21 protein-coding genes are annotated in these 23236 nt (G+C 72.8%); 10 read left to right on the top strand and 11 right to left on the bottom strand.

Annotation, left to right across the window (positions count from 1 at the left end):
- The first annotated feature begins 130 nt into the window (after nucleotides 1–130).
- A complete protein-coding gene (locus ACFWWQ_RS00105; protein WP_384587495.1) occupies nucleotides 131–301 on the top strand; it encodes a hypothetical protein in 171 nt (56 codons plus the stop codon).
- Between the two features lie 62 nt (nucleotides 302–363).
- Here ACFWWQ_RS00105 and allB read toward each other — a convergent pair whose 3' ends face one another.
- A complete protein-coding gene (gene allB / locus ACFWWQ_RS00100) occupies nucleotides 364–1707 on the bottom strand; it encodes an allantoinase AllB (RefSeq protein WP_384587492.1) in 1344 nt (447 codons plus the stop codon).
- 470 nt (nucleotides 1708–2177) lie between these two features.
- Here allB and ACFWWQ_RS00095 point away from each other — a divergent pair, with 470 nt between their 5' ends.
- From ACFWWQ_RS00095 to ACFWWQ_RS00075, 5 genes are all read left to right on the top strand, one after another.
- On the top strand, nucleotides 2178–2981 hold the full coding sequence (locus ACFWWQ_RS00095; RefSeq protein ID WP_384587489.1) for an IclR family transcriptional regulator: 804 nt from the start codon (nucleotides 2178–2180) through the stop codon (nucleotides 2979–2981).
- 309 nt (nucleotides 2982–3290) lie between these two features.
- Nucleotides 3291–3545, top strand: coding sequence for a hypothetical protein (locus tag ACFWWQ_RS00090; RefSeq protein ID WP_384587486.1), 255 nt, complete (start codon nucleotides 3291–3293; stop codon nucleotides 3543–3545).
- A 175-nt stretch (nucleotides 3546–3720) separates the two neighbouring features.
- Nucleotides 3721–4302 carry an NTP transferase domain-containing protein gene (locus ACFWWQ_RS00085; protein ID WP_384587483.1) on the top strand — a complete coding sequence of 194 codons (582 nt, stop codon included), beginning with the start codon at nucleotides 3721–3723 and terminating at the stop codon, nucleotides 4300–4302.
- A 356-nt stretch (nucleotides 4303–4658) separates the two neighbouring features.
- Nucleotides 4659–6302: a malate synthase A gene (gene aceB / locus ACFWWQ_RS00080; protein ID WP_384587481.1), complete on the top strand. Its 1644-nt coding sequence runs from the start codon at nucleotides 4659–4661 to the stop codon at nucleotides 6300–6302.
- Nucleotides 6303–6437: 135 nt separating this feature from the next.
- A complete protein-coding gene (locus ACFWWQ_RS00075; RefSeq protein ID WP_384587478.1) occupies nucleotides 6438–8195 on the top strand; it encodes a translation initiation factor 2 in 1758 nt (585 codons plus the stop codon).
- Nucleotides 8196–8321: 126 nt separating this feature from the next.
- On the opposite strand, the gene ACFWWQ_RS00070 is transcribed toward ACFWWQ_RS00075, so the two are convergent.
- Nucleotides 8322–9062, bottom strand: a complete 741-nt coding sequence (locus ACFWWQ_RS00070) for a class I SAM-dependent DNA methyltransferase (RefSeq protein WP_384587475.1) — start codon at nucleotides 9060–9062, stop codon at nucleotides 8322–8324.
- Between the two features lie 174 nt (nucleotides 9063–9236).
- The gene (locus ACFWWQ_RS00065; protein ID WP_384587472.1) at nucleotides 9237–11372 is read right to left on the bottom strand and encodes a tetratricopeptide repeat protein; all 2136 of its coding nucleotides are present in this window, start codon (nucleotides 11370–11372) and stop codon (nucleotides 9237–9239) included.
- Nucleotides 11373–11655: 283 nt separating this feature from the next.
- Here ACFWWQ_RS00065 and ACFWWQ_RS00060 point away from each other — a divergent pair, with 283 nt between their 5' ends.
- Nucleotides 11656–12537, top strand: coding sequence for a chitosanase (locus ACFWWQ_RS00060; protein WP_384587469.1), 882 nt, complete (start codon nucleotides 11656–11658; stop codon nucleotides 12535–12537).
- Nucleotides 12538–12705: 168 nt separating this feature from the next.
- Here the strand turns inward: ACFWWQ_RS00060 and ACFWWQ_RS00055 are convergent, their stop codons facing one another.
- The 8 genes from ACFWWQ_RS00055 to ACFWWQ_RS00020 form a co-directional block, all read right to left on the bottom strand.
- Nucleotides 12706–14064, bottom strand: coding sequence for a nucleobase:cation symporter-2 family protein (locus tag ACFWWQ_RS00055; RefSeq protein WP_384588134.1), 1359 nt, complete (start codon nucleotides 14062–14064; stop codon nucleotides 12706–12708).
- A gap of 146 nt (nucleotides 14065–14210) precedes the next feature.
- Nucleotides 14211–15620 (bottom strand): 8-oxoguanine deaminase, encoded by a 1410-nt coding sequence (locus ACFWWQ_RS00050; RefSeq protein ID WP_384587466.1) that lies wholly within the window; start codon nucleotides 15618–15620, stop codon nucleotides 14211–14213.
- An 82-nt stretch (nucleotides 15621–15702) separates the two neighbouring features.
- Complete coding sequence (gene pucL / locus ACFWWQ_RS00045) at nucleotides 15703–16626, bottom strand: factor-independent urate hydroxylase (protein ID WP_384587463.1); 924 nt, start codon at nucleotides 16624–16626, stop codon at nucleotides 15703–15705.
- A gap of 91 nt (nucleotides 16627–16717) precedes the next feature.
- Entirely contained in the window at nucleotides 16718–17122 is a 405-nt protein-coding gene (gene uraH / locus ACFWWQ_RS00040; protein WP_384587460.1) for a hydroxyisourate hydrolase, read from the bottom strand.
- A 25-nt stretch (nucleotides 17123–17147) separates the two neighbouring features.
- Entirely contained in the window at nucleotides 17148–17654 is a 507-nt protein-coding gene (gene uraD / locus ACFWWQ_RS00035; protein ID WP_384587458.1) for a 2-oxo-4-hydroxy-4-carboxy-5-ureidoimidazoline decarboxylase, read from the bottom strand.
- 170 nt (nucleotides 17655–17824) lie between these two features.
- Nucleotides 17825–18205 carry a helix-turn-helix domain-containing protein gene (locus tag ACFWWQ_RS00030; RefSeq protein WP_384587455.1) on the bottom strand — a complete coding sequence of 127 codons (381 nt, stop codon included), beginning with the start codon at nucleotides 18203–18205 and terminating at the stop codon, nucleotides 17825–17827.
- The gene (locus ACFWWQ_RS00025) at nucleotides 18202–18456 is read right to left on the bottom strand and encodes a hypothetical protein (protein ID WP_384587452.1); all 255 of its coding nucleotides are present in this window, start codon (nucleotides 18454–18456) and stop codon (nucleotides 18202–18204) included. The genes ACFWWQ_RS00030 and ACFWWQ_RS00025 overlap by 4 nt, the downstream gene beginning before the upstream one ends.
- Before the next feature lie 449 nt (nucleotides 18457–18905).
- On the bottom strand, nucleotides 18906–19247 hold the full coding sequence (locus tag ACFWWQ_RS00020; protein WP_384587449.1) for a MerR family transcriptional regulator: 342 nt from the start codon (nucleotides 19245–19247) through the stop codon (nucleotides 18906–18908).
- A gap of 994 nt (nucleotides 19248–20241) precedes the next feature.
- On the opposite strand from ACFWWQ_RS00020, the gene ACFWWQ_RS00015 reads away from it, so the two are divergent.
- From ACFWWQ_RS00015 to ACFWWQ_RS00005, 3 genes are all read left to right on the top strand, one after another.
- Nucleotides 20242–20445: a cold-shock protein gene (locus ACFWWQ_RS00015; protein WP_143944633.1), complete on the top strand. Its 204-nt coding sequence runs from the start codon at nucleotides 20242–20244 to the stop codon at nucleotides 20443–20445.
- Between the two features lie 340 nt (nucleotides 20446–20785).
- Complete coding sequence (locus ACFWWQ_RS00010) at nucleotides 20786–22288, top strand: DEAD/DEAH box helicase (RefSeq protein ID WP_384587445.1); 1503 nt, start codon at nucleotides 20786–20788, stop codon at nucleotides 22286–22288.
- Between the two features lie 237 nt (nucleotides 22289–22525).
- Nucleotides 22526–22834 (top strand): SCO5918 family protein, encoded by a 309-nt coding sequence (locus ACFWWQ_RS00005; RefSeq protein ID WP_384587442.1) that lies wholly within the window; start codon nucleotides 22526–22528, stop codon nucleotides 22832–22834.
- Nucleotides 22835–23236 lie beyond the last annotated feature (402 nt).

Below are 23236 nucleotides of genomic sequence, written 5' to 3'. Positions count from 1 at the left end.
TCCCGGCGCGTCGGCGCGCACCGCCCGGTGCCGGGCCCGCACGCTGAGGGCACACCCCACGGCCGCCGGGCCGCGTGCCCGAACGGTGCGGCGCCGTGGGCGGCCGCCCCGTACCGGAGGAGATCCCGCCATGGCCCGACCCGCCGACACCGCGCCCCGGCCGACCGCGGACGCCGTTCTCGACGCCGCCGTACGCGCCCTCGCCCCGGATTCCGGCGCAAACCGGACGGTCGCGCGGATCGCCGCCGGGCAGGCACCGCGCGCGGTCTTCACGACGTTCTGGGACGCGCTGGACGACTGAGCGGCGCCCGGCCGCCGGTACGAACGGCCGGGCGGCGGTACGGGCGGCCGGGCGGCGGTACGTCAGCCGCGCTCGGGGCGGGTGAGGAGTTCGCCCGTGGGGGCGGCGAGGGTGGTGCCGTCGTTGATCTTGCGGCCGCGCAGCCACGTGGAGCGCACCACGCCGTGCAGGGTCTTCCCGGCGTACGCGGTGATCTTGTTGCGGTGCTGGAGGGTGGCCGGGTCGACGGTGAAGGTCTCGTCGGGCGCGAGGACCGCGAGGTCGGCGTCCCGGCCCGCCTCGATGGCGCCCTTCCGCCCGAGGCCGACCAGCGCCGCGGGAGCGGTGGCCATCCAGCGGACCACGTCCTCCAGGGAGTGGCCGCGGGCGCGGGCCGCCGTCCAGATGGCGGGCAGGCCCAGCTGGAGGGAGGAGATGCCGCCCCAGGCGGCGCCGAAGTCGGCGGTCTTGAGGTCGGCGGTGGACGGCGAGTGGTCGGAGACGACGCAGTCGATGGTGCCGTCCGCCAGGCCCTGCCACAGCGCGTCCTGGTTGGCGCCCTCGCGGATCGGCGGGCAGCACTTGAACTCCGTGGCGCCGTCGGGGATCTCCTCGGCGGTCAGGGTCAGGAAGTGCGGGCAGGACTCGACGGTGACCCGGACGCCCTCGGCCTTGGCGGCGGCGATCAGCGGCAGCGCGTCGGCGGAGGACAGGTGCAGGACGTGCACCCGCGCGCCCAGCCGCCGGGCGAGCGCGATCAGGGCGGCGATGGCGTCGCCCTCGCAGACACGGGGGCGCGACGCGAGGAAGTCGGCGTACCTGGGCCCGCGGGGCACGGGCGCCGCGTCCAGGTGGTGCGGGTCCTCCGCGTGCACGATGAGCAGGCCGCCGAAGCCGGCGATCTCCCCGAGAGCGAGGGCCAGTTGTTCCTGGTCCAGCTCGGGGAACTCGTCCACGCCGGAAGGCGACAGAAAGCATTTGAAGCCGAAGACCCCGGCGTCGTGGAGCGGCCGCAGGTCCTTGACGTTGCCGGGGATCGCGCCGCCCCAGAAGCCGACGTCGATATGGGCCTTGGCCGCGGCGACCTCGCGCTTGGTGTCGAGGTGGGCGACGGTGGTGGTCGGCGGGAGGCTGTTGAGGGGCATGTCCACGAGCGTGGTGATGCCGCCCGCGGCGGCCGCACGGGTGGCCGTCCAGAAGCCCTCCCACTCGGTGCGCCCGGGGTCGTTGACGTGTACGTGGGTGTCCACCAGGCCGGGCAGCAGGACGTCGTCGCCGACGTCCTCGACCCGCGCGCCGTCCGGCACCGCGGCGTCGTGCGGCAGGACCGCCGCGATCGTCCCGCCGCTGACGGCGACGGACGCGGCGCGCGTCCCCTCCGGGGTGACGACGCGCGTGGAGCGCAGCACCAGCTCTACGTTGGACACCCGGTCCCCTCCTCGTCTCTCGTGCTCCGTGTCCTTGACGGTCGTCGTTGGCGCCGGGTGGCCCGGCCCCACTGACGTTCACCAAGCCTTCAACAGACTGTTGAAAGAGCTTTGCCGCCGGTCCGGGACCCGTCAAGACCCCTCCGGGCGCCGCGGACACCGCCTCGGAAGCACACGGCCGACACTCGCAACGAGAGGGCGGAAAGCCTCTCCCGCACGACTGGGTGATTCCACGACATGGATAATGAGTTTCGCGGAGCAGAACGTAGCTACGGCCACCGGTCAGGTCAAGGGATCGCGGACAGCGAGATCACCGGCCCGGCCGGAGTTCCGCTGCCGAGGCGCTGACCGGCGCGAACGACTGCGTGATACACCGTGTGCCCGGGAAACGGGACCGGTAGGCTGCTCCGGTCGGCCCGGCGCCCGCACCAGCCGAGACCCGACCCCTCCGCCCCGAAAGGAATAGCGACGTGCCGCCGTCCAGCGCCAGCACCTCTGCCGCCGATGCCAAGCCCGCGGGCGCGAGCGGCGGCGTCCAGTCCCTTGAGCGCGCCTTCGACCTGCTGGAGCGGATGGCCGACGCCGGGGGCGAGGTCGGCCTCAGCGAGCTGTCCGCCAGCAGCGGCCTCCCCCTGCCCACCATCCACCGCCTGATGCGCACCCTCGTGGCCTGCGGTTACGTCCGCCAGCAGCCCAACCGCCGGTATGCGCTGGGACCCCGCCTGATCCGGCTGGGCGAGAGCGCCTCGCGACTGCTCGGCACCTGGGCGCGGCCGTTCCTGGCCCGGCTGGTCGAGGAGACCGGCGAGACCGCCAACATGGCGCTGCTCGACGGCGACGAGATCGTCTACGTCGCCCAGGCCCCCTCCCGGCACGCCGTACGGATGTTCACCGAGGTCGGCCGACGGGTCCTGCCGCACTCCACCGGCGTCGGCAAGGCACTGCTCGCCGGGCACCCGCCGGAGGAGGTCCGCGCGCTGCTCGGACGGACGGGCATGCCCGCGGCGACAGAGAAGACGATCACCGACCCGGACGCCTTCCTCACGGCACTCGCCGAGGTCCGGCGCCTGGGCTACGCGGTCGACGACAACGAGCAGGAGATCGGCGTCCGCTGCTTCGCCGTGCCGGTCCCCAACTCCCCGACCTCGGCGGCGATCTCCATCTCCGGCCCGACCGGCCGGGTCACCGAGGCATCGACGGAGAAGATCGTCCCGGTCCTCCAGGACGTCGCCGCCCAGCTGTCGGTCGCGCTGGCCAACCAGACGCCGGCCTGAGCGCTCCCGCGTCCGCCACGACCCCGCGGCGGATGCGCCATATGCGGGACGCGATCCGCTATGCCCGTTCGGCGGGGCGTGGCGGCGTCCGGCCTTCCCGCCGCGCGCCGTCGTGCACGGCGCACGTCCCGCGCAGTGCGCCCCGGAGAGCCGTCCAGCTTTCCCCGTAGGGGCGGTGCCATTCCTCCGCACATCTGCTCCCCCACCCCGCCTTCCGCGTGAGCGTCCGCCGGGACAGGCGTACGGGGTGCCTGGACGGAGCAGCATCCTTCCGGGCATATCCGGTATATCCCAGAATCGGAGAACGCGATGGACTCTCAACGCGACCCGTACAGCGACCCCGATCCGGAGCACGGCCACGACGCGGCCCCCGACCGGCGCCACACCAGCGTGGTGCACCTCATCTGCCGCGCCTACGGACTCGCCGACGCCTCGGAGATCACCGTCGAGCACATGCACCGGTACGTCACCGAGCACCGCCTCACGGAGCAGCGTACGCACCGTATCCGCGACACCCTGCGACCGCGGATCCCCCGTCCGCGTACGGCGGGAGACGCGGGCTGACGCCCACGGTTCGGGGCGGGCGCCGCCGGGGGGCTACGGACCGGTGCGACACCGGTGGGGCGGCGCCCGGCCCCGGGGGATGGCGGCATGGGGTATGCACTCCCCCATGACATCGACTCCACGCCCGTCCGCCCCGGCACCGGCCTCATCAGGGCACCCGCCCCGCCCGGGGGAGGTGGCGGGACTCCTGCTCGCCGCCGGGGGCGGGCGGCGGCTGGGCGGGCGGCCCAAGGCGTTGCTGGAGTTCCGCGGCCGACCGCTGGTGGAGCATGCGGCGCGGGTGCTGCGGGAGGGCGGCTGCGGCCCCGTCCACCTCGTCCTGGGCGCCGCGGCGCCCGAGGTGCGGGCCCGCGCCGACCTCTCCGGCTACACCGTGCACACCAGCCCCGACTGGACCTCCGGGATGGGCTCCTCCCTACGGACGGGCCTGGCCGCACTCGCCGGTTCGGGGGCCGGCGCGGTGCTCGTCGCCCTGGTGGACCAGCCGGGCATCGGGCCGGAGGCGGTGGCGCGGGTGGCGGCGGCGTACGACGGCCCGGGCACCCTGGCGGCGGCCGCGTACGAGAGACGGCGCGGGCATCCGGTGCTCTTCGGCGCGGACCGGTGGACGGAGATCGCGGCGACCGCCGAAGGCGATCGCGGCGCCCGCGACTACCTGCGCCACCACGGCACCGAACTGACCCTCGTCGAGTGCGCGGACATCGCCGCGGCGTACGACATCGACACCCCGGAGGATCTGCGCCTGCTCGGCGGGTGAACGGGGCCGGGAGGGGGTCGGTTGGGGCGGTACGCAAGTGCCGTCGGAGGCAGCGGAGTTGAGGGGCAGGGGGGGGCGGTACGCGGGTGGGGCTCAGCAGGAACCCTCCCTGAAGAAAAGCCCCCCACCCCGCACACAACCTGGCACCCCGAACCACCGCTCCCCCGCTTGTACCGACCCGAAGCCCGACCTCAACAAACGATTGAACTTCCGCGATAAGGAAACTACTCTCCACCAGTCAGAAGCGCCCTGAATCCGAACGGCGCCCGCGACCGTACGTCCGTCCCTGCGGCACCCCGTGCCGTGCGGGCCTCCCGGCGGCCGCTCGGTACCGCCGCTGAATGGAGTGACAGCCCATGTCCGCACCAGCGCCGTCCCTGCCGGCCCTCGCCGACGTCGACCCCGCCCACGCCCCCGCGCGCCAGGACGAGGTCCTCACCGACGCCGCGCTCGCCTTCCTGGCCGAGTTGCACCACCGGTTCACCCCGCGCCGCGACGAACTGCTCGCCCGGCGCGCCGGGCGCCGCGCCGAGATCGCCCGGACCAGCACCCTGGATTTCCTGCCCGAGACCGCACACATCCGCGCGGACGACACCTGGCGGGTCGCCGCGCCGCCCGCCGCGCTCAACGACCGCCGGGTGGAGATCACCGGCCCGACCGACCGCAAGATGACGATCAACGCGCTGAACTCCGGCGCCAAGGTCTGGCTCGCCGACTTCGAGGACTCCTCCGCTCCCACCTGGGAGAACGTCATCACCGGCCAGCTCAACCTCACCGACGCCTACGAGCGCCGCATCGACTTCACCGACCCGCGCTCGGGCAAGTCGTACGCCCTGGGGCCCGCCGAGGAGATGGCGACCGTCGTCATGCGGCCGCGCGGCTGGCACCTCGACGAGCGGCATCTGACGGTCGACGGCAAGCCCGTCCCCGGTGCGCTGGTCGACTTCGGCCTGTACTTCTTCCGCAACGCCCGGCGCCTCCTGGACCTCGGCAAGGGCCCGTACTTCTACCTGCCCAAGACCGAGTCACACCTGGAGGCCCGCCTCTGGAACGACATCTTCGTCTTCGCGCAGGACTACGCCGGCATCCCCCAGGGCACCGTCCGCGCCACGGTCCTCATCGAGACCATCACCGCCGCGTACGAGATGGACGAGATCCTCTACGAGCTGCGCGACCACGCCTCGGGCCTGAACGCCGGTCGCTGGGACTACCTCTTCTCCCTCGTCAAGAACTTCCGCGACGGCGGCCCCGCGTTCGTGCTGCCGGACCGTAACGCGGTGACAATGACCGCGCCGTTCATGCGCGCGTACACCGAACTCCTCGTCCGTACCTGCCACAAGCGCGGCGCGCACGCCCTCGGCGGGATGGCCGCGTTCATCCCCGACCGCCATGACCCGCAGGCCAACGAGAAGGCACTGGCCAAGGTGGCGAACGACAAGGACCGCGAGGCCGGGGACGGGTTCGACGGTTCCTGGGTCGCCCACCCCGACCTCGTGCCGATCGCCCGGGCCTCCTTCGACGCGGTCCTCGGCGACCGGCCGCACCAGAAGGAACGACTGCGCGAGGACGTCGACGTCAAGGCGGCCGACCTGATCGCCATCGACTCCCTGGAGGCCAGGCCCACGTACCAGGGCCTCGTCGACGCCGTGCAGGTCGGCACCCGGTACATCGAGGCGTGGCTGCGGGGCCTGGGTGCCGTCGCCATCTTCGGCCTGATGGAGGACGCCGCCACCGCGGAGATCTCCCGCTCGCAGATCTGGCAGTGGGTCGACGCGGGCGTCGTCTTCGAGGACGGTGACCACGCGGGCGAGAAGGTCACCGCCGATCTGGTGCGTGCCGTCGCCGCCACCGCGCTGGCCGGCATCCGCGCCGAGGCCGGCGAGGAGGCGTTCGCCTCCGGCCGCTGGCAGCAGGCCCACGACCTGTTGCTCCAGGTCTCCCTCGACACCGATTACGCCGACTTCCTGACCCTTCCGGCGTACGCGCTGCTGGAGGGCTGAGAACGGCGCCCGCACCGGCGGAGGGCGTGGCCACGGCCGTGACCGCAGGGCCCGCCCACCGCCGCCGCCCCGTCCGCCCGCGCCGGGCGGCGGGGGCGGCGGCGGTCCCGGCGGGCGACGAGTACGCTCTTCGGCATGCCGCCGTCTCCGCCCGAGCCCGTCCGCCACGGCGACGGCGACGCGCCCCGGGCGGCGGGCCGCGCCTTACCCACGGGACGGCGGACGGCGGACACCGCGCGGACGGTGCTCTTCGCGGCGCGTTCCGCGGTGGCGCTGCACCGCCTCCTCGACACCCTCCCGGTCTTCGCCGGTGACCACCGCATCACCCGCGTCTTCTCCCTCGTCCCCGGCTCGGACTTCTCCACCGACGCGCTCGCGGCGCTGGAAGCCGCCGGGGCCCGTACCGTCCCCTGGAGCCAGGCCCTCGGCACCACCTACGATCTGACGCTCGCCGCCAGCCCCAAGGGCGATCTGCACCGGCTCCGCGGGCCGCTCGCGCTGCTGCCGCACGGCGCCGGGTTCAACAAGTCGCTGCCCGCCGACGGTCCGGCCCGCGGGGCGTCCGGACTCGACACCGCCTACCTGGTACGCGGCGGCGCCCCGCTGGCCGCGCTGCACGCCCTCGCCCACCCCGGGCAGATCGAGCGGCTCGCCGCCCGGAGCCCCGAGGCCGCCGCCCGGGCCGCGGTCGTCGGCGATCCCACCCTGGACCGGCTGCTGTCCTCCCGGGGCCTGCGCGACCGCTACCGCGCCGCGCTCGGTGCCGGTGGCCGCCGCCTGATCGCCCTCACCTCGACGTGGGGCCCGCGGTCGCTGCTCGCCCGCCACCCCGGACTGCCCGCCCGTCTCACCCGCGAACTGCCGCTGGACGAGTACCGGTTGGCGCTGCTGGTCCACCCCAACGCGCACAGCAGCGCGGGCCGCCACGAACTCGCCGAACGGCTCGCGCCCGCCCTCGCCGCCGGTCTGACGATGGCCGCGCCGTACGAGGAGTGGGCGTCGGTCCTGGTGGCGGCCGACGCCGTGCTGTGCGACCACGGGTCGACGGCCCTGTACGCGGCGGCACTGGGGCGCCCGCTGCTGTCCGTGGGCGACGGCGGCGACGAGCTGATCCCCGGCACCCCGATGGACCGGCTCCTCGCGGCGGTTCCGGTCTTCGAGAAGCCCGGTGACATCGCCGACGCCATCCGCGGGCACCACGCCGAGCGGGTCACCGGACCGGCCGCCGCGGCCTTCGCCGAACAGGGCAACGCCCTGCCCCGCCTGCGCGCCCGGCTCTACGCCTGCCTGGGCCTGACGCCGCCCACCACGCCCCTCGCGCCCCGGCTGCTGCCCGTACCGCGCGCCGCCGCGCCGCTCCCGGCGGCCTGCGCGGTACGCACCCGGGTGCACGGAACGGCGGTGTCCGTGGCCCGTCACCCGGCGGCCGACGATCCCGAGGACCATCCCGGCGACGGCGGCCCCGATGCCCCGGCCGGGCATCTCGCCGTGGAGGAGGACGCCGTCGGGGTGCATCTGGCCCAGGGCGCGGCACTGTTGTTCCGCCGCGCCCTGGGCGGGCCGGGCGACGCGGCGTGGACCGCCGCCGGATGGATCGACGACGCGCTCGCCGCCTACCCGGGGCGGCGCACCGTGGCCACCGTCCTCACCCCGTCGCTGTCGGTCCTGCGCCGCCGCGGCGGCGCCCTGCTGGCGGCGCGGACGGAGCCGTACGACGAGGCGGGGCGCGTCGTCCGCCCGGACCAGGCGGCGGTGCTGTCCGCGCTGCACGCCTGGCTCACCGCCACCCCGGATGCCGCCGTGCCCGCGGCGCTCGCCTGCACGGTCGGGGACCGCACCTACCGGGTCCGCCTGGAGGAGGCGACGGAGGAGCTGGCGCGCCGGGAGCTGTGAAGCGGGGGCCGCCGCGGCTCCGCGCACCATCGGCCCGGTCAGCCCGGCCCGCCGTCCGCCCAGGGGTTTCCGTACGGCCCGACGAAGCCGCTGGTGCCTGGGGGCGAGGCGTTCCCCCGGCCGGGCTCAGATCGGCTTGCGCCACACGGAGATGTGCTTCGCGGAGTCCTGGGTGAACGGCGCCCCGTCCCAGTCCGCGACGCGGCGTTCCCGTTCGAGCCCGGCGATCCGTGCCATCAGGTCGAGCTCCGCCGGCCAGGCGTACCGGTGCCGGGATTTTCCGCGGCGGTAGCGGCCGTCGTCGCCGTCGTGGGTGAAGTGGTGCGAGACGAGAATCTGCTCGACCAGGTCGAACGTGTCGAAGCCGAGATGCTGCTCGGAGACGTCGAACGGCACCGCGACCTGGCCGGGCGGCAGGAACCGCAGCGGCGGCACGCCCAGCTCGATGACGAATCGGCCGCCTGGCGCCAGATGACGTGCGGCGTTGCGGAAGCACTCGACCTGCTCGTCCTGCGTGAGCAGGTTGGTGAGGGTGTTGTAGACGAGATAGACCAGGGTGAACTCGCCGGGGACGACGGTGGTGGCCATGTCTCCGATGGCTACCGGGAGCGTGTCCTCGTCGGTCTTGCGCCGCAGGACCGCCGCCATGTGCGCGGACAGTTCGATACCCACCACCGGCACGCCGCGTTCCCGGAGCGGGACTCCCACTCGTCCGGTTCCGATGGCGAACTCCAGTGCCCGGCCGTCTCCGGCGAGCTCGGCGAGGAAGGTGAGGGTCGGTTCGAGGACGGCGGCCGAGGACATCTCGGTCTCCTCGGCGTCGTAGCGGTCGGCGGTCGCACGGGTCCACAGCTCACTGCTCGTCACGGGCGGCCACTTTGCCGGGTGCCGAGGGCGCTGTCGACGCATTTACCTTCCACCGGCTCCGCTCCCACGGTTCCAGGACAGGCCGGTACACACCTTTCAGGACGCCGACCGGCTCACGACGCCGGGACCGCCCCGGCCTCCCGGTGGAGCGGCACGCGCCCCCGGTCAGCAGCCCTACGACGCCGGAGCCGCCCCGCCTTCCCGCGCGCGGATCGCCGCGGCCCGCTCCCGGTGCCGGGCCGCCGTATCCGCATGGCCGGCCTCCTCCTCCAGCCCCGCGAGGGCGTCGAGGACCCGTGCCTCCTCGTAGGTGGAGCCGCGTCGCCGGGCGGCGTCGAGCGCGGTCCCGAAGCGGTCGCGTGCGGTGTCGAGGTGGCCCTGCCGTCGCTCCACCCGGCCCAGGGCAAGGACCGTACGGGCGGTCATCCGGTCGCGTCCCAGCTCCTGTGCGGTGGCGTACGCCTCGGCCAACTCGCCCTCCGCACGGTCGAGTTCGCCGAGGGCTTCGTGGGCCAGGCCCAGCTGGTAGGTGAGCAGCATCGCTCCGTAGGCGTTGCCGATCTCGCGGTGGATGGTGCGGGAGCGCACATAGTCGGGGACGGCGGCGGCCCACTGTCCGCTCTCCGCCCCGAGGCGGCCGCGGAACTCCAGCGCGGAGGCGTACAGCTTGCGGTCGTCCGGCGTCTCCCCCAGGAGTTCGGCGCCGTGCACCGCCGCGGTCAGCTCGCGTCCTGCGTCGGCGAACCGCCGCTGCTCCCACAGCGGGCGGGCCAGCTGACAGCGCATCCGGATCGTGGCCCGGAGATTCTCGGCGCGCTGCGCGGCGTCCCGGCCGAGGGCGAAGGTCATCGCGGACTCGGCGCTGTGCGGATGGTCGAGCAGGTGCGTCCAGAGCGGTTCGCACAGCGCCCAGGCCAGGCCGTGCCAGCCCGCGTCGTGGGCGATGCGGACGCAGGCGTGCAGGGCGCGCCGCTCCGCCGTCAGCCAGCGGTGGGCGACGGCCTTCCGCTCCGGCTCCGGCGCGGCGAGGTCCACGTCGTCCGCGCCGGGCACCGGCGGTGCGGGCGGGGCGAGGGTCAGCCGCCTGCCTGCGGCGCGTTCGTCGGCGCGCTGGGCCTGGCGCAGATACCAGCCGACGACGCGGCGCAGCCCGTCGGCGGTTTCCTGGGGGCTGCCCTCGTCGCGGGCGCGGCGCAGGGCGTGGGCCCGGACCAGCGGGTGCATCCGCGGGCGCCGGACGAGCGGCCCGGCCGCGCCCTCCTCGGCGGGGTCGGTCACGACGTCGACCAGCCCGGTGTCGGCCAGCTCCGCCAGCGCGTCCTCGGCGCTCTCCTGGCCCGTGCCCAGCAGTGCCGCCACGGCCGCCTCGGAGATCACCTCGCCCGCCTCGGCGGCGAGCAGCCGGTACAACTGCCGGGCCTGCGGGCCGAGGTCGTGGTAGGCCGCGTCCCATACGGGCTCGATGTCCGGCACGCCCTTCTCCCGCAGTTCGGTGGTGAGTCCGGCGAGCAGCCGCGGCCAGCCGCGGTGCCGGTGCCTGCGCACCCAGCGCCCGGCGACCCGTAGCGCCGCGGGCGATCCCGCGCACAGCCGGGCCAACTCCGCGGCGGTCTCCGGCGCGGCGGACAGCTCGGGGTCGTTGACGATCCGCTGCAGCAGCCGTATGGCGTCGGCCTCCCGCAGCGGTTCGAGGGAGAGCTCCACCGCGGCGGCGTGTTCCAGGTCGTCCAGGCGCCGGGATCCGGCGAGGATCACCACGCTGCCCGCCGACGCCGGGAGCAGCGGTTCGGCCTCCGAGGCGTAGCGGACGTTGTCGATGACGACGACCAGCCGGCGGCGCTGGGTGCGGTCCCAGTACTGCGCGGCGCGCCCGGCGAACGTCGGCTCCACCCACTCCGGTGTCACGCCCAGACCGCGCAGCAGCCGGGCGAGCACATCGCTGAGGGAGACCCCGCCGTCGTGCCGCATGCCGTCGAGGTCGACGTAGAGGACGCCGTCCGGGTATCCCTCGCGCAGCGTCCGGGCGAGCCGGAAGCCGAGGGTGGTCTTGCCGACGCCGCGCAGTCCACGGAGCGTGACGATCAGCGGGCACCGGGCGTCGGGGCGGTCGCGTTCCCAGTCGCGTACGGTCCGCAGGACAAGGGCCTGTTCGTCGTCGCGGTCGGTGAAGTGGGGCACTTCCGGCGGTAACTGGCAGGGCGGCCGGTGCTCGTGCGACGGGTGCACGTGCAGTTCCTGGACCGAACCGGCCTGCACCAGGCTGTTGATATGGGCCTGACCGCCCACGCTGTTCCGCGTCTCCTCGGCCATGCGTCAACTGTATGTGGTGCGGCATCGCGGCGTGCGGCACTTCGCGGGCGGGGCGCGGAGCCGTCCCGGAGCCCTGGGCGGACGCCTTCCGGGGCGGCTGCTCCACGCAGCGCCCGACCTCCCCCGTCCCACGGCGAATACCCCACAACTCCCTTTACCTGTAAGGGAATCGGCATAGGAACAGTTGTTGCACGACGGGTATACGCCACCCCTCAAGTCTGGTAGGAAAGCTTCCTAACGATTGGGGAACCCCCCACAGCTCACTCCGGAATCGGAGGATCGAATGCGCTCCCGATCGATAGGGTCACGTGTGACCAAAATATCCACCCGCGTCGTCCTCGGCGTGGCACTGCTCGCCGTTCCCGCGACCGCAGTCGCAGCGACGGCCATCCAGGGCGGCAAGACGGATTCCGCCCCACACTCGGCACCGCACTCCGCGCACCCCTCGCGCGCGGCGTCCGGGCTCGACGACCCGGCGAAGAAAGAGATCGCGATGAAGCTGGTCTCCAGTGCGGAGAACTCTTCGCTGAACTGGAAGGACCAGTACAAGTACATCGAGGACATCGGCGACGGACGGGGCTACACCGGCGGCATCATCGGCTTCTGCTCCGGCACCCACGACATGCTCGAACTCGTCGAGCTGTACACGAAGCGCAAGCCCGACAACATCCTGGCGAAGTACCTGCCGGCGCTGCGCGAGGTCGACGGTTCCGACTCCCACGACGGGCTCGGCAACGCGTACGAGAAGGACTGGAAGAAGGCGGCGCAGGACCCCGACTTCCAGAAGGCCCAGAACGACGAGCGGGACCGGGTGTACTTCAACCCGGCGGTCAAGCAGGGCAAGGCCGACAAGATCGGTGTGCTGGGGCAGTTCGCGTACTACGACGCGCTCGTCATGCACGGCGACGGTGACGACGCGACCAGCTTCTCCGGTATCCGCAAGCGGGCGCTGAAGAAGGCGAAGCCGCCGTCGCAGGGCGGCGACGAGACGAAGTACCTCAACGCGTTCCTGGACGCCCGGGTGTGGGCGATGCAGCAGGAGGAGGCGCACAGCGACACCAGCCGCGTCGACACCGCGCAGCGGGTCTTCCTCAAGGACGGCAATCTCGATCTGCACACGCCGTTGAAGTGGAAGGTCTACGGCGAGGACTTCCACATCGGCTGAGCCGGTGCGGGCGGGGGAAACCCCGAGGGGAAGCGGGCGGGGGGGGGGGGCGCGGGGCCCCGGGCCCCCGGGCGGGGGGGGGGGGCGGGCGGGGGCGACCCCGCTCGGGGGGGGCGCGGCGGGGCCCCGCCGGTGCGTTCGGCCGCGAGCCGCCGGTGCGTTCCGCGGCTACGGCCGGGCAGCCGGGGTGTCCGGGGTGTCCGCCGGAGCGGGCGGCAGGACCCCGTCGTCTCCGGCCTCGTCCTCCGCGTCCCCGGCAGCCGCCGACCGGCCCCCGAGATGGTTGAAGGCCAGATTGAGCACGAGGGCGATCAGGGCGCCGGTGCTGATGCCGGAGTCCAGGACGACCAGCAGGTCCTTGGGGAAGGCGTGGTAGAAGTCGGGTGCGGCGATGGGGATCAGGCCGATGCCGACGGCGGCGGCGACGATCAGCGCGTTCTCGCCCTTCTCCAGCGCCGCCGTCGCGAGCGTCTGGATGCCGCTGGCGGCGACCGAGCCGAACAGCACGATGCCCGCGCCGCCCAGCACCGGCAGCGGCACCAGCGAGATCACCGAGGCGGCCATCGGGCACAGCCCGAGGAGCAGCAGGATCACGCCGCTGGTCGCCACCACGAAACGGCTGCGTACCTTCGTCATCGCCACCAGCCCGATGTTCTGGGCGAAGGCGCTGGTGGCGAAGCCATTGAAGAGCGGGCTGAGGGCGGTGCCGAGGGTGTCGGCGCGCAGTCCGCCCTCGATGGTCCGCTCGTCTGCGGGGCGGCCGACGATCCGGCCGAGGGCGAGCATGTCGGCCGTCGACTCGGTCATGCAGACCAGCATCACGATGCCCATCGAGACGAGGGCGGCGGCGTTGAACTGCGGTGCGCCGAAGTGGAACGGCGTCGGGAAGCCGAGCGGGGCGGCGTCGCCGAGCGCGGAGAAGTCGGTGAGGCCGACGGGGATCGCCAGCAGCGTCCCGGCGATCAGCCCGAGCAGGATGGAGATCTGCCGCAGGAAGCCGCGCAGCACCCGCCGCAGTACCAGCACGATCACGAACGTCGCCGCCGCCATCGCGATCTGGGTGAGCGAACCGTGGTCGGGGGACGCCGCGTCGCCGCCCTGCGACCAGTTGAAGGCGACCGGCAGCAGGGAGACGCCGATGAGGGTGATGACGGTGCCGGTGACCACCGGCGGGAAGAAGCGGACCAGCCTGGAGAAGTAGGGGGCGAGGAAGAAGCCCAGCACCCCGGCGACGGTGATCGCGCCGAAGATGACCGGCAGCGCGTGCTCCGGCCCCTGGGCCTTGCCGATCGCGACCATCGGGGTGACCCCGGCGAACGACACCCCGTTGACGAAGGGCAGCCTGGCGCCGATCTTCCAGAAGCCGAGGGTCTGCAGGAGCGTGGCGATGCCCGCGGTGAAGAGGCTGGCGCCCACCAGGAACGCCGTCTCGGCGGGGCTCAGCCCGCAGGCCGGGCCCACGATCATCGGCGGGGCGACCACCCCCGCGTACATGGCGGCCACGTGCTGCAGACCGCTGGTGAACATCCTGAGGGGCGGCAGGAGTTCGTCGACCGGATGGGCGCTCCGGTCCGTCTCCGGCGTCCGCGTTGCGGCCACTGCGGGCCTCCTGTCCGGGTCGGCGGGAAGCGCCGCGGGTCGCCCGGCGGCGCTACGGGTCGGACGCCGCGGGGTCAGCCCCCGGCGGCGATACGGGTCAGGCGCCGCGCCTCGTCACGGGCGGCACGGGCGACGGTGTCCTCGTCGACGCGGGTGAGGTGACCGTCCTCGACGACCGGGCGGCCGCCCACGAGGGAGAGGGTCACCGGTGCCGCCGCGCCGAATACCAGCGCGGTGACCGGGTCGGCGATCGAGGAGTGGGCGAGGCCGTCCAGCTTCCAGAGGACCAGGTCGGCCAGTTTGCCGGGCTCCAGCGAGCCGAGTTCGGCGGCGCGGCCCAGGACCCGGGCGCCGCCGTGGGTGCCCAGCCGCAGCGCCTTGCGGGCGGTGAGCGCGGCCTCCCGGTGGGCGCCGAGGCGGTTGATGAGCAGGGCGTTGCGCAGTTCGGTGTGGAGTTCGCCGGACTCGTTGGAGGCGGTGCCGTCCACGCCGAGGCCGACGGGCACCCCGGCGGCGAGCATGTCGGGGACGCGGGCGATCCCGGCGGCGAGGCGGGCGTTGGACGACGGGCAGTGGGCGACGCCGGTGCCGCTGCGGGCGAAGGCGTCGATGTCGGCGTCGTTCATGTGGACGCAGTGGGCCATCCACACGTCGTCGCCGAGCCAGCCGGTGGTCTCGAAGTAGGCCGTCGGGCCCATGCCGAACAGCTCGTGGCAGAACGTCTCCTCCTCCACCGTCTCCGAGCCGTGGGTGTGCATCCGTACACCCTTACGGCGCGCCAACTCGGCGCTCTGCCGCAGGAGTTCGGTGGAGACGGAGAAGGGGGAGCAGGGGGCGGCCGCGATGTGGACCAGGGAGCCGAAGGAGGCGTCGTGATGGGTGCCGATCGCCTCCTCGGTGGCGAGCAGGGCGCCTTCGGTGGTCTCGACGGCGAAGTCCGGGGGCAGCCCGCCGTCCTTCTCACCGCGGTCCATCGAGCCGCGGGCGAGGGTGAGGCGGGCGCCGATCGCGGTGGCCGCCTCCAGCTCCGCGGCGACGAGGTCGCCGGCGCCGCGGGGGAAGACGTAATGGTGGTCGCAGGCGGTGGTGACGCCGCCGCGGACCATCATGCCGAGGGAGCCCTGGGTGGCGGCGGCCAGCATCGGCGCGTCGATCCGGGCCCACGTCGGATAGAGCGCGACCAGCCAGTCGAAGAGGTTGTGGTCGGTGGCGAGGCCGCGGGTGATCCACTGGTAGAAGTGGTGGTGGGTGTTGACCAGCCCGGGGGTGACCAGGTGGCCGGTGCCGTCGATGCGGCGGGTGACGTGCACGAGGCCCTCGGGGGCCGGGCCCGCGCCCACCGCTTCGATGGTGTCGCCGGCGATCACGACGTGTCCGGTGGGGTGGACGGTGTCATGGGCGTCGACGGTCGCGACGGCGCAGTTCTCGATGACGAACCGCTCGGTCGCGCTGTCAGGGGGTGCCGGTACTGCCGGTGCTGCCATGGGTGGGTCCCCTCAAGGATTCGCGGCCCCTCCCCCCTCGGCGCGGGGAGGGGAGGCGAGGCACGGCGCTGCGTCCAAGCCGTCAGAGGTTGGTCAGATCCTGGGGGATCAGGGCTTCGACACCGTCGCGCAGAACAGTGGCTTCGATCAGGCCGTACGGGCGGTCCGCCGCGTAGTAGACGGCACCGTCGGCGGCTTCGTTCTTGAGACCGAACGGCTCCAGGTCCACCTTGAAGTGGTGCTTGTTCGGGAGCGAGAAGCGGATCTCGTCGATCTCGGAACGGTTGTTGATGATGCGGGACCCCATGTGGTAGAGGGTCTGCTGGAGCGAAAGGCTGTAGGTCTCCGCGAACGCCTCCAGCATGTGCTTCCTGACCTGGGCGTAGGAGCGTTCCCAGTGGGGCATCCGCTGGTCGTCGTCGGTCCAGTTGAACCGCCAGCGGCTGGAGACCTCGGTGGCGAGGATGCGGTCGTAGTCCTCCTTGAGGGTCGTGTACTTGTCCTTGATGTAGCCCCAGAACTCCGAGTGGGTGGAGTTCATGACGACGAGGTCCTTCAGACCGGAGATGACCTGCCAGCGCTCGCCGTCGTAGGTGATCTCCGACAGGCGGGTCTCCTGGCCCTTACGGACGAAGGAGTGCTTGACCTCGTCGGCGCCGACGAAGCGGGAGTTGCCGTCGGAGGTGGCGATCCGCTCCCAGGCGTACTCCTCGATGCGGATGCGGGCCTGCTTGATCGGTTCCTGGCTGGTGACGAAGTGGCGGGCGAGGTGGACGCCGAACTGCTCCGCCGACTCGATGCCGTGTTCCCTGGCGAAGGCGTACACCGTGTTCTTGGTGGTGTCGGTGGGGAGGCAGTGGGCGTTGGAGCCGGAGAGGTGGACCTCTTCGAGGTCGCCGGAGAGGGCGACGGAGACGTTGAGGTCCTTGATGTGGTGGGTGTCGCCGTCCCGGACGATCTTGACGACGCGGTTCTCCGCTTTGCCGTACTGGTTCTGACCGAGCATCACAGGGCGGGCAGGGCGGGAAGTGGCAGCGCGGGCAGGGCGGGAAGTGGCAGCGCGGGAAGCGGCAGGGCGGTTGGCGGTCATGTCGGTGCTAGCTCCCTCGGTATACGGAGTAGCCGAACGGGTTGAGCAGCAGCGGTACGTGGTAGTGCTCGCCCGGCTGGACGGCGAAGGTGATCGCCACTTCCGGGAAGAAGGCACCGCGGTCCCTTACGCGGGGGGCGTCCTGCTGTTCCTCGGCTTGCTGACGGGTGCGGGACTCGAAGTACTCCTCGACGGCGAAGTCGAGGCGTACGTGGGTGGTGCCTTCCGGCAGGGCCGGAAGGTCCTTGCCGCGTCCGTCGGCGTCGGTCGCGGAGGCGCCGTGTGCGTGCCAGTCGCCGTCGCGTCCGGAGCGCACGGCGAGCGTGAGGGCGACGCCCTCCGCGGGGCGGCCCACGCTGGTGTCCAGGATGTGCGTGGACACCGACGTCGGTACGGCCGTCTCGCTGCTCATGCGGGGTCTCCTTCGGCGGTCTCCGTCATGCGGTCTCCGTCATACGGTGCAGACGGATGCGGTTGATCTTGCCCAGCTCCGCCCGGACGATCTCGCGTTCCCGCTCCGGCGCGTTGCCGATGCGGTCCCGGGCGGCGTCCCGCAGCTGCTCCCCGGTGCGCCCCGAGGCGCAGATCAGGAAGGTGTGCCCGAACTTCTCCTGATAAGCGAGATTGAGTGCGAGCATCTCCTCCTTGAGCGCGGCGGAGGCCGAGGCCATGCCGCTCTGCTCGCGGGAGGAGGTGGGGTCACCGGGCTTCGGCCGGCCGAGGGGCGGGTGCCCCGCCATCGCCTCCGCCAGGTCGTCCACGGTCAGCTCCGCCATGGCGGCGTCGCTGGCTGCGTACAGGGCGTCGGTGGTGGCGTAGGGGCGACGGGCTGCAAGTGCGCTCCCCCATGCCCCGCTGGCGCAGACCTCGTGCAGTGCGGCGAGGGCCGTACCGTCGTCGGCCGCGTTGAACCGGGCGAGGCCCGGGGTCGCACTCGAAGACACGGGAAGCCTCCGTGGCCTGATGCTGATGGCTCTGCTTGGCTGGGGAACAGCTAAGACCTCCGGCGACATCACGTCAACACTTTGTTGAAAAGTCGCAACGGAAAAGCCGCCGCCCGGCGTTCCGGACGGCGGCGCACGCCGATCGGCCGCCGCGATACGGCCGTTGGGGCTCAGCCCTCCCGCTTCGCGGCGTTCTCCCTGTTCAGGTAGTTGTAGACGGTGAAGCGGCTGACACCCAGCGCTCCGGCGACGGTCTCCACGCCGTGGCGGACGGAGAAGGCGCCGCGGGTCTCCAGGATGCGGACGACGGACTGCTTGGTCTTGCGGTCGAGTTCGGCCAACGGCACACCGTGGCGGCGCTCCAACTCGGCCAGCAGGTGATCGAGGGATTCCGACAGGTGTGGCAGGCGCACGGCGACCTGTTCCTCCCCCTCCCAGGTGAGCACGACGTCGTCGCCCTGGGCGAGACCGGGGGCGACCATCTGCCCGCCCATCGCGTCGACCAGCGGTTTGACCGCCCGGACGAACGGGTGGTCCGCGGGGTCCGTCACCTGACACCCTCCCCGGACCCGGCGGCGTCGACCACGTTGACCTGAAGGGAGACGCGGGTGGCGCCCGCCTCCAGGGTGTCGCGCAGCAGGGCGGCCACCGCGTCGAGGACCCGTCCGGCGTCACCCTCGGCGGTGTTGCCGAACGGGCCGACGTCGACGGCGTCCAGCCCGGCGCCCGTGACGACCTCCCGCGCCACCACCGCATGGGCGGGCGCCTCGTCGAGATCGAACGGTTCGGTCGTGAATTCCACTCTCAATCGCACTGCGCCCCCATGGCATCGCTCTGACCTGTATGCCCTCTCAGCCCTGCACCCCCGAGAGGGCACATCCGGGGCACATTTCCTAGCCAGACGCCGAAGGCCCGGTCCGCCGCCGCCCCGGTCCGCTCCTCCGGCTCAGGGAAGAGGTGGCTGTAGACGTTCAAGGCCATCGCGGTATTGGTGTGCCCCAGACGCTCCGGGACGACCTTAACGGACTCTCCTGCGGCGACCGCAGGGACGCAGAGGCATGCCGTGGAGCATGGGGCCCGGCGCCCTGGGGAATCTCGGCCTGGCCATGCCTGGGCGTCAGATCTGCCCACAGAAGGGGGACGAGTGGACCGGCTCACCCTTTTCGTTCCGAAACGGAATTCGCCCCCGCCGACGGCGGAAGTTATCGAGACGCCCCTTGAGTCATTCCACCGCACTCCCGGGCAGCAGCATCAGCCCCGCCGCCCCGGTTCGGCCGCGTCGCGGCGGAGTTCTTCGTTGAGGCGCCGAGCCTCTTCGAGCTGGTCTTCGAGGATGACGATGCGGCAGGCCGCGTCGATCGGGGTGCCCTGGTCGACGAGTTCGCGGGCGCGGGCCGCGATGCGCAACTGGTAGCGGGAGTAGCGGCGGTGGCCGCCTGCGGAGCGCAGGGGGACGATGAGGCGGGCCTCGCCGACGGCCCGCAGAAAGGCCGGGGTGGAGCCGATCATCTCCGCCGCCCGGCCCATGGTGTAGGCGGGGTAGTCGTCGTCGTCGAATTTGTCGGTGGCGCGCGGGGGGTTTTCTCGGGTCATTGAACCTCTTCAGAGGACGCGTTGAAGGGCCCCGACGCCGTACCGCGCCCGGGCCCGAGGATTTCCACGCCATCTGCCGGGACCGTGCTCCGGCCTTCCGCCTCCGCGTACGCGCCCGAGGGGCGGGGGCGCGAGGGAGCGGGGGTCGCGGGGCAGTGACCGGAGGCCGTCTTCCGGTCACTGCCCCGCGGTGCCCGGGCACGCCGGCGTCGCATGCGGACGATCCTGATGGCGCCTGCTCCTCGCCTTCTTTTCGTACGGCTCTTCGGTGGTGACGCCGTGCGGTGGTGGCCAGCGGCCCTGGAGTCGCCCGGCCCGGTGGACCGCTGCGCCCCTCCTCCGCGACGACCCCGGGGCGGGCCGGCGCGGACGGCCTCCGGCGTCCCACCGGTCACCTTACTGATTTTGTTGACTATGAGAGAAATACTAAGCACACGAAACAAGAATGTCTACTGTGACCAATGGAGATTTCAGCCGTCGGACCGGCGGTGCAGAGCCCGGCATTCCGTATGGGCAGCGGGGCGGGCGGTCCGGGTGCCGGTGCGCGTACGGAAGGGGCGGGCCCGGCGGCGCGGGGAGCGTGGAGCCGACCCGCCGGCGGACCGTGCCGGGCCCCGTAGGACCGCGCGGCCGCACGTGCCCCCCGGAGTCCGGCCCCGGACCGGGTCGGCGGCGTCCCCATTTCCGGGTGCTTTACCGCACGCGGACGCCGCGAATATCTCATGCCGCAACTGCAGAAATGATCGGGCAGCGCGGTAGGGGTTTCCCACCCGGGAAAGCGTGCGGAGCCATGTTGCTGTGCAGGTCCGCCGGTCCCGTGCTAGCGTCGAAGGCAGTTGCAGTTGTGGTTCCCAAAGACTTCAAGTGCGCTCGCCCCTTTACCGGGCTGGAGCGCTTTTGTATTTTCCGGGTCATTTTCCGGACGGGGCAATCATCGCGGCGACGCGGAGTCCGCAGGGTGCGGGCTTCGGGCACTGCCCCGAAGGAGAAAAACATGGCTAACGGCACCGTGAAGTGGTTCAACGCGGAAAAGGGCTTCGGCTTCATCGAGCAGGAGGGTGGCGGCGCCGACGTCTTCGCCCACTACTCGAACATCGCCGCCCAGGGCTTCCGTGAGCTGCAGGAGGGCCAGAAGGTGACCTTCGACGTCACGCAGGGCCAGAAGGGCCCGCAGGCCGAGAACATCGTTCCCGCCTGACGCCTACGCGTACAGCGAGCCGGGGCCCGCACCTTGGGTGCGCGCCCCGGCTCGCTGTTTTCCGCGCTCCCCCCGGACGCGGGCACGACCACCGCGCGGTACCGCACCCCGCCCCTGAAGCGGCCGGGGCATGGCGCGGGACGGAAATCCGGCCCCGCTCCACGATCCGGCAACGGCATCACTTTTCTCCACGGCCGTGCCGGTCAATTCCCGAAGGCCGGGCCGATATCGTTCCGCCCCGCCTCGTCTCAGCTTTTTACCGGTTCGTTCTGGCGATTCCCCGTGTACGGCTCAGCGCCGTCGGGAATTCCTCGACGCGCCGCATCGAGGAAGGTTCGCCATGAACCGCACAGCCCGAACGCATGACCGTTCCCACCGCTTCGGCTCCGGCCGCGGCTCATCCGGCCGCTCCGGCTTCTCCAAACAGACATCGAAGCGCTCCGGCGGCAACCGCCGTCCCGCCGCACCGCAGGGCGAATTCGCGCTGCCCGTGACGCACACCCCCGCCCTCCCCCCGGCCGAGACCTTCGCCGAGCTGGACATGCCGTCCGAGCTGCTGACCTCGCTCACCGCGCAGGGAGTCACGGCCCCGTTCCCCATCCAGGCCGCCACGCTGCCGAACTCCCTGGCCGGACGCGACGTCCTGGGCCGCGGGCGCACCGGTTCCGGCAAGACGCTCGCCTTCGGCCTCGCGCTGCTGGCCCGCACCGCCGGCCGACGGGCCGAACCGCGGCAGCCGCTGGCGCTGGTCCTGGTCCCCACCCGGGAGCTGGCCCAGCAGGTCACGGACGCGCTCACCCCGTACGCCCGGTCGCTGACGCTGCGGCTGGCCACCGTCGTCGGCGGGATGTCGATCGGCCGGCAGGCCGGTGCGCTGCGGGGCGGCGCCGAGGTCGTGGTCGCGACGCCGGGGCGCCTGAAGGACCTCATCGGGCGCGGCGACTGCCGTCTGGACCAGGTCGCCGTCACTGTGCTCGATGAGGCCGACCAGATGGCCGACATGGGCTTCATGCCGCAGGTCACCGCGCTGCTCGACCAGGTCCGGCCCGAGGGGCAGCGGATGCTCTTCTCGGCCACCCTGGACCGCAACGTCGACCTGCTGGTCCGGCGCTACCTCACCGACGCCGTCGTGCACTCCGTCGATCCCTCGGCGGGCGCGGTCACCACGATGGAGCACCACCTGCTGCAGGTGCACGGCACGGACAAGCACGCCGTCGTCACGGAGATCGCCGCCCGCGAGGGCCGGTCGATCATGTTCCTGGACACCAAGCATGCCGTCGACAAGCTCACGAAGCACCTGCTGAACAGCGGTGTCCGGGCCGCCGCCCTGCACGGCGGGAAGTCCCAGCCGCAGCGCACCCGCACCCTGGCCCAGTTCAAGACCGGCACCGTCACGCTGCTGGTGGCCACGAACGTCGCCGCCCGCGGCATCCACGTCGACGACCTCGACCTCGTCGTCAATGTGGATCCGCCCACCGATCACAAGGACTACCTGCACCGCGGCGGCCGCACGGCCCGCGCGGGCCGCTCCGGCAGCGTCGTCACGCTGGTGCTGCCCAACCAACGCCGCGCGATGGACCGCATGATGGAGCACGCGGACATCACCCCGAGCTCCACCCGGGTCCGCGCCGGCGAGGCTGAACTGATCCGCATCACCGGCGCCCAGACCCCGTCGGGCATCCCCGTCACCATCGCGGCCCCGGTCGCCGAACCGGCCAGGCGGAGCGGCTCCTCCACCCGCGGCCGCCGCTCCCGCTCCGCCCAGGCCCGGCGCTCCACGGGAGCGTCCCGGGCCACGGCACCCACGTCCCGCGGCCGGTCCGCCGCCGGCCGGGCCGCGTAGCACGGACCCCGAGGCCCGGGGCGTCACCGCGGGAGGGCCGGCCGATGCGCCATGCGACTCCTCCCGGCAGTGGCACCCCGGGCCGTCCCGGCGGGCGCGGTGGCACCACCACCACCCGCCAACGCCACGGCAGCAGACCGGCGACTCCACGTCCGTCAGCTGCGTCCCTAAACTGACCCCGCTCCTGGCCGCGCCGGCACTCCGTTTCCGGCTTTCCTCCGAACCTGTTGAGGCATTATGCGCTGCGTCATCGCCCGCTTCCCCTTCGACCTGATCAAGACCGAGGTGCAGGACGCGATGAAGGGCATCACACCCGAGCCCGTCACCGGAGATTCCGTCCTCATCGGCCGCCGCCACTACCCCGTCAAGCAGGTCGGCGAGGTCATCACCCGGCAGGACCGCCGCGACTTCACCGCCGGCGAGGTCACCCGCGCCCTGACCCGCCTCGGCTTCACCTGCCAATCGGCCGCTGCCCCCGTCCCCCCGGCCACCGCCACCCCGCTGGAGGCAGCCTCCGCCCTCCTGGGGGACCCGCCCCAGAGCTGATGAGCCGGGGCGGCGCGGCCGCCTGACGCGGCGATATCACCGCTGTAGCGGCCATATCGCCGCGGTAACAGAGGAGTTGGACCGGCGTACCCCGGGGAACGGGGCACGGTGAAGGCCCAGATCGGAGATCTGGGCCTTCGGCGTTGGGGGGGCGGGCCTGCGACTGCGGGAGGGGCCACCGCCGACGGGCCCGAGGAGCTGCGTTCCGCGCTCGCCTGGGCCCGTGAGGAAGCCGTCTCCACCCGGCGGCCGGTCCTGGTCCGGGCCCGGTACGCCACGGCGCCCGCGCCCGGCGGGCCGCCCCGTACGGCCCGAAACGCGCGTCGCCGGACGGGAACCACCCGCGGGGGGGGGGGGGGGGGGGGGGCGGGCGCGCCGCCGGGCCCGCCCCCGGGCGCCCCC

Origin of the sequence: Streptomyces sp. NPDC059080 (genome assembly GCF_042739975.1) — a bacterium.
Lineage (GTDB): Bacteria > Actinomycetota > Actinomycetes > Streptomycetales > Streptomycetaceae > Streptomyces > Streptomyces benahoarensis.
This window is presented reverse-complemented; position numbering and strand designations above follow the sequence as displayed.

What these genes read in the sequence shown, in the direction of transcription:
- ACFWWQ_RS00015 (WP_143944633.1), top strand. Translation starts at nt 20,242, where the DNA reads ATGGCTAACGGCACCGTGAAGTGGTTCAACGCGGAAAAGGGCTTCGGC.
- ACFWWQ_RS00020 (WP_384587449.1), bottom strand. Translation starts at nt 19,247, where the DNA reads ATGACCCGAGAAAACCCCCCGCGCGCCACCGACAAATTCGACGACGAC.
- ACFWWQ_RS00105 (WP_384587495.1), top strand. Translation starts at nt 131, where the DNA reads ATGGCCCGACCCGCCGACACCGCGCCCCGGCCGACCGCGGACGCCGTT.
- ACFWWQ_RS00050 (WP_384587466.1), bottom strand. Translation starts at nt 15,620, where the DNA reads ATGGCAGCACCGGCAGTACCGGCACCCCCTGACAGCGCGACCGAGCGG.
- ACFWWQ_RS00060 (WP_384587469.1), top strand. Translation starts at nt 11,656, where the DNA reads ATGCGCTCCCGATCGATAGGGTCACGTGTGACCAAAATATCCACCCGC.
- ACFWWQ_RS00065 (WP_384587472.1), bottom strand. Translation starts at nt 11,372, where the DNA reads ATGGCCGAGGAGACGCGGAACAGCGTGGGCGGTCAGGCCCATATCAAC.
- uraH (WP_384587460.1), bottom strand. Translation starts at nt 17,122, where the DNA reads ATGAGCAGCGAGACGGCCGTACCGACGTCGGTGTCCACGCACATCCTG.
- pucL (WP_384587463.1), bottom strand. Translation starts at nt 16,626, where the DNA reads ATGCTCGGTCAGAACCAGTACGGCAAAGCGGAGAACCGCGTCGTCAAG.
- aceB (WP_384587481.1), top strand. Translation starts at nt 4,659, where the DNA reads ATGTCCGCACCAGCGCCGTCCCTGCCGGCCCTCGCCGACGTCGACCCC.
- ACFWWQ_RS00075 (WP_384587478.1), top strand. Translation starts at nt 6,438, where the DNA reads ATGCCGCCGTCTCCGCCCGAGCCCGTCCGCCACGGCGACGGCGACGCG.
- ACFWWQ_RS00005 (WP_384587442.1), top strand. Translation starts at nt 22,526, where the DNA reads ATGCGCTGCGTCATCGCCCGCTTCCCCTTCGACCTGATCAAGACCGAG.
- ACFWWQ_RS00090 (WP_384587486.1), top strand. Translation starts at nt 3,291, where the DNA reads ATGGACTCTCAACGCGACCCGTACAGCGACCCCGATCCGGAGCACGGC.
- ACFWWQ_RS00010 (WP_384587445.1), top strand. Translation starts at nt 20,786, where the DNA reads ATGAACCGCACAGCCCGAACGCATGACCGTTCCCACCGCTTCGGCTCC.
- ACFWWQ_RS00055 (WP_384588134.1), bottom strand. Translation starts at nt 14,064, where the DNA reads ATGTTCACCAGCGGTCTGCAGCACGTGGCCGCCATGTACGCGGGGGTG.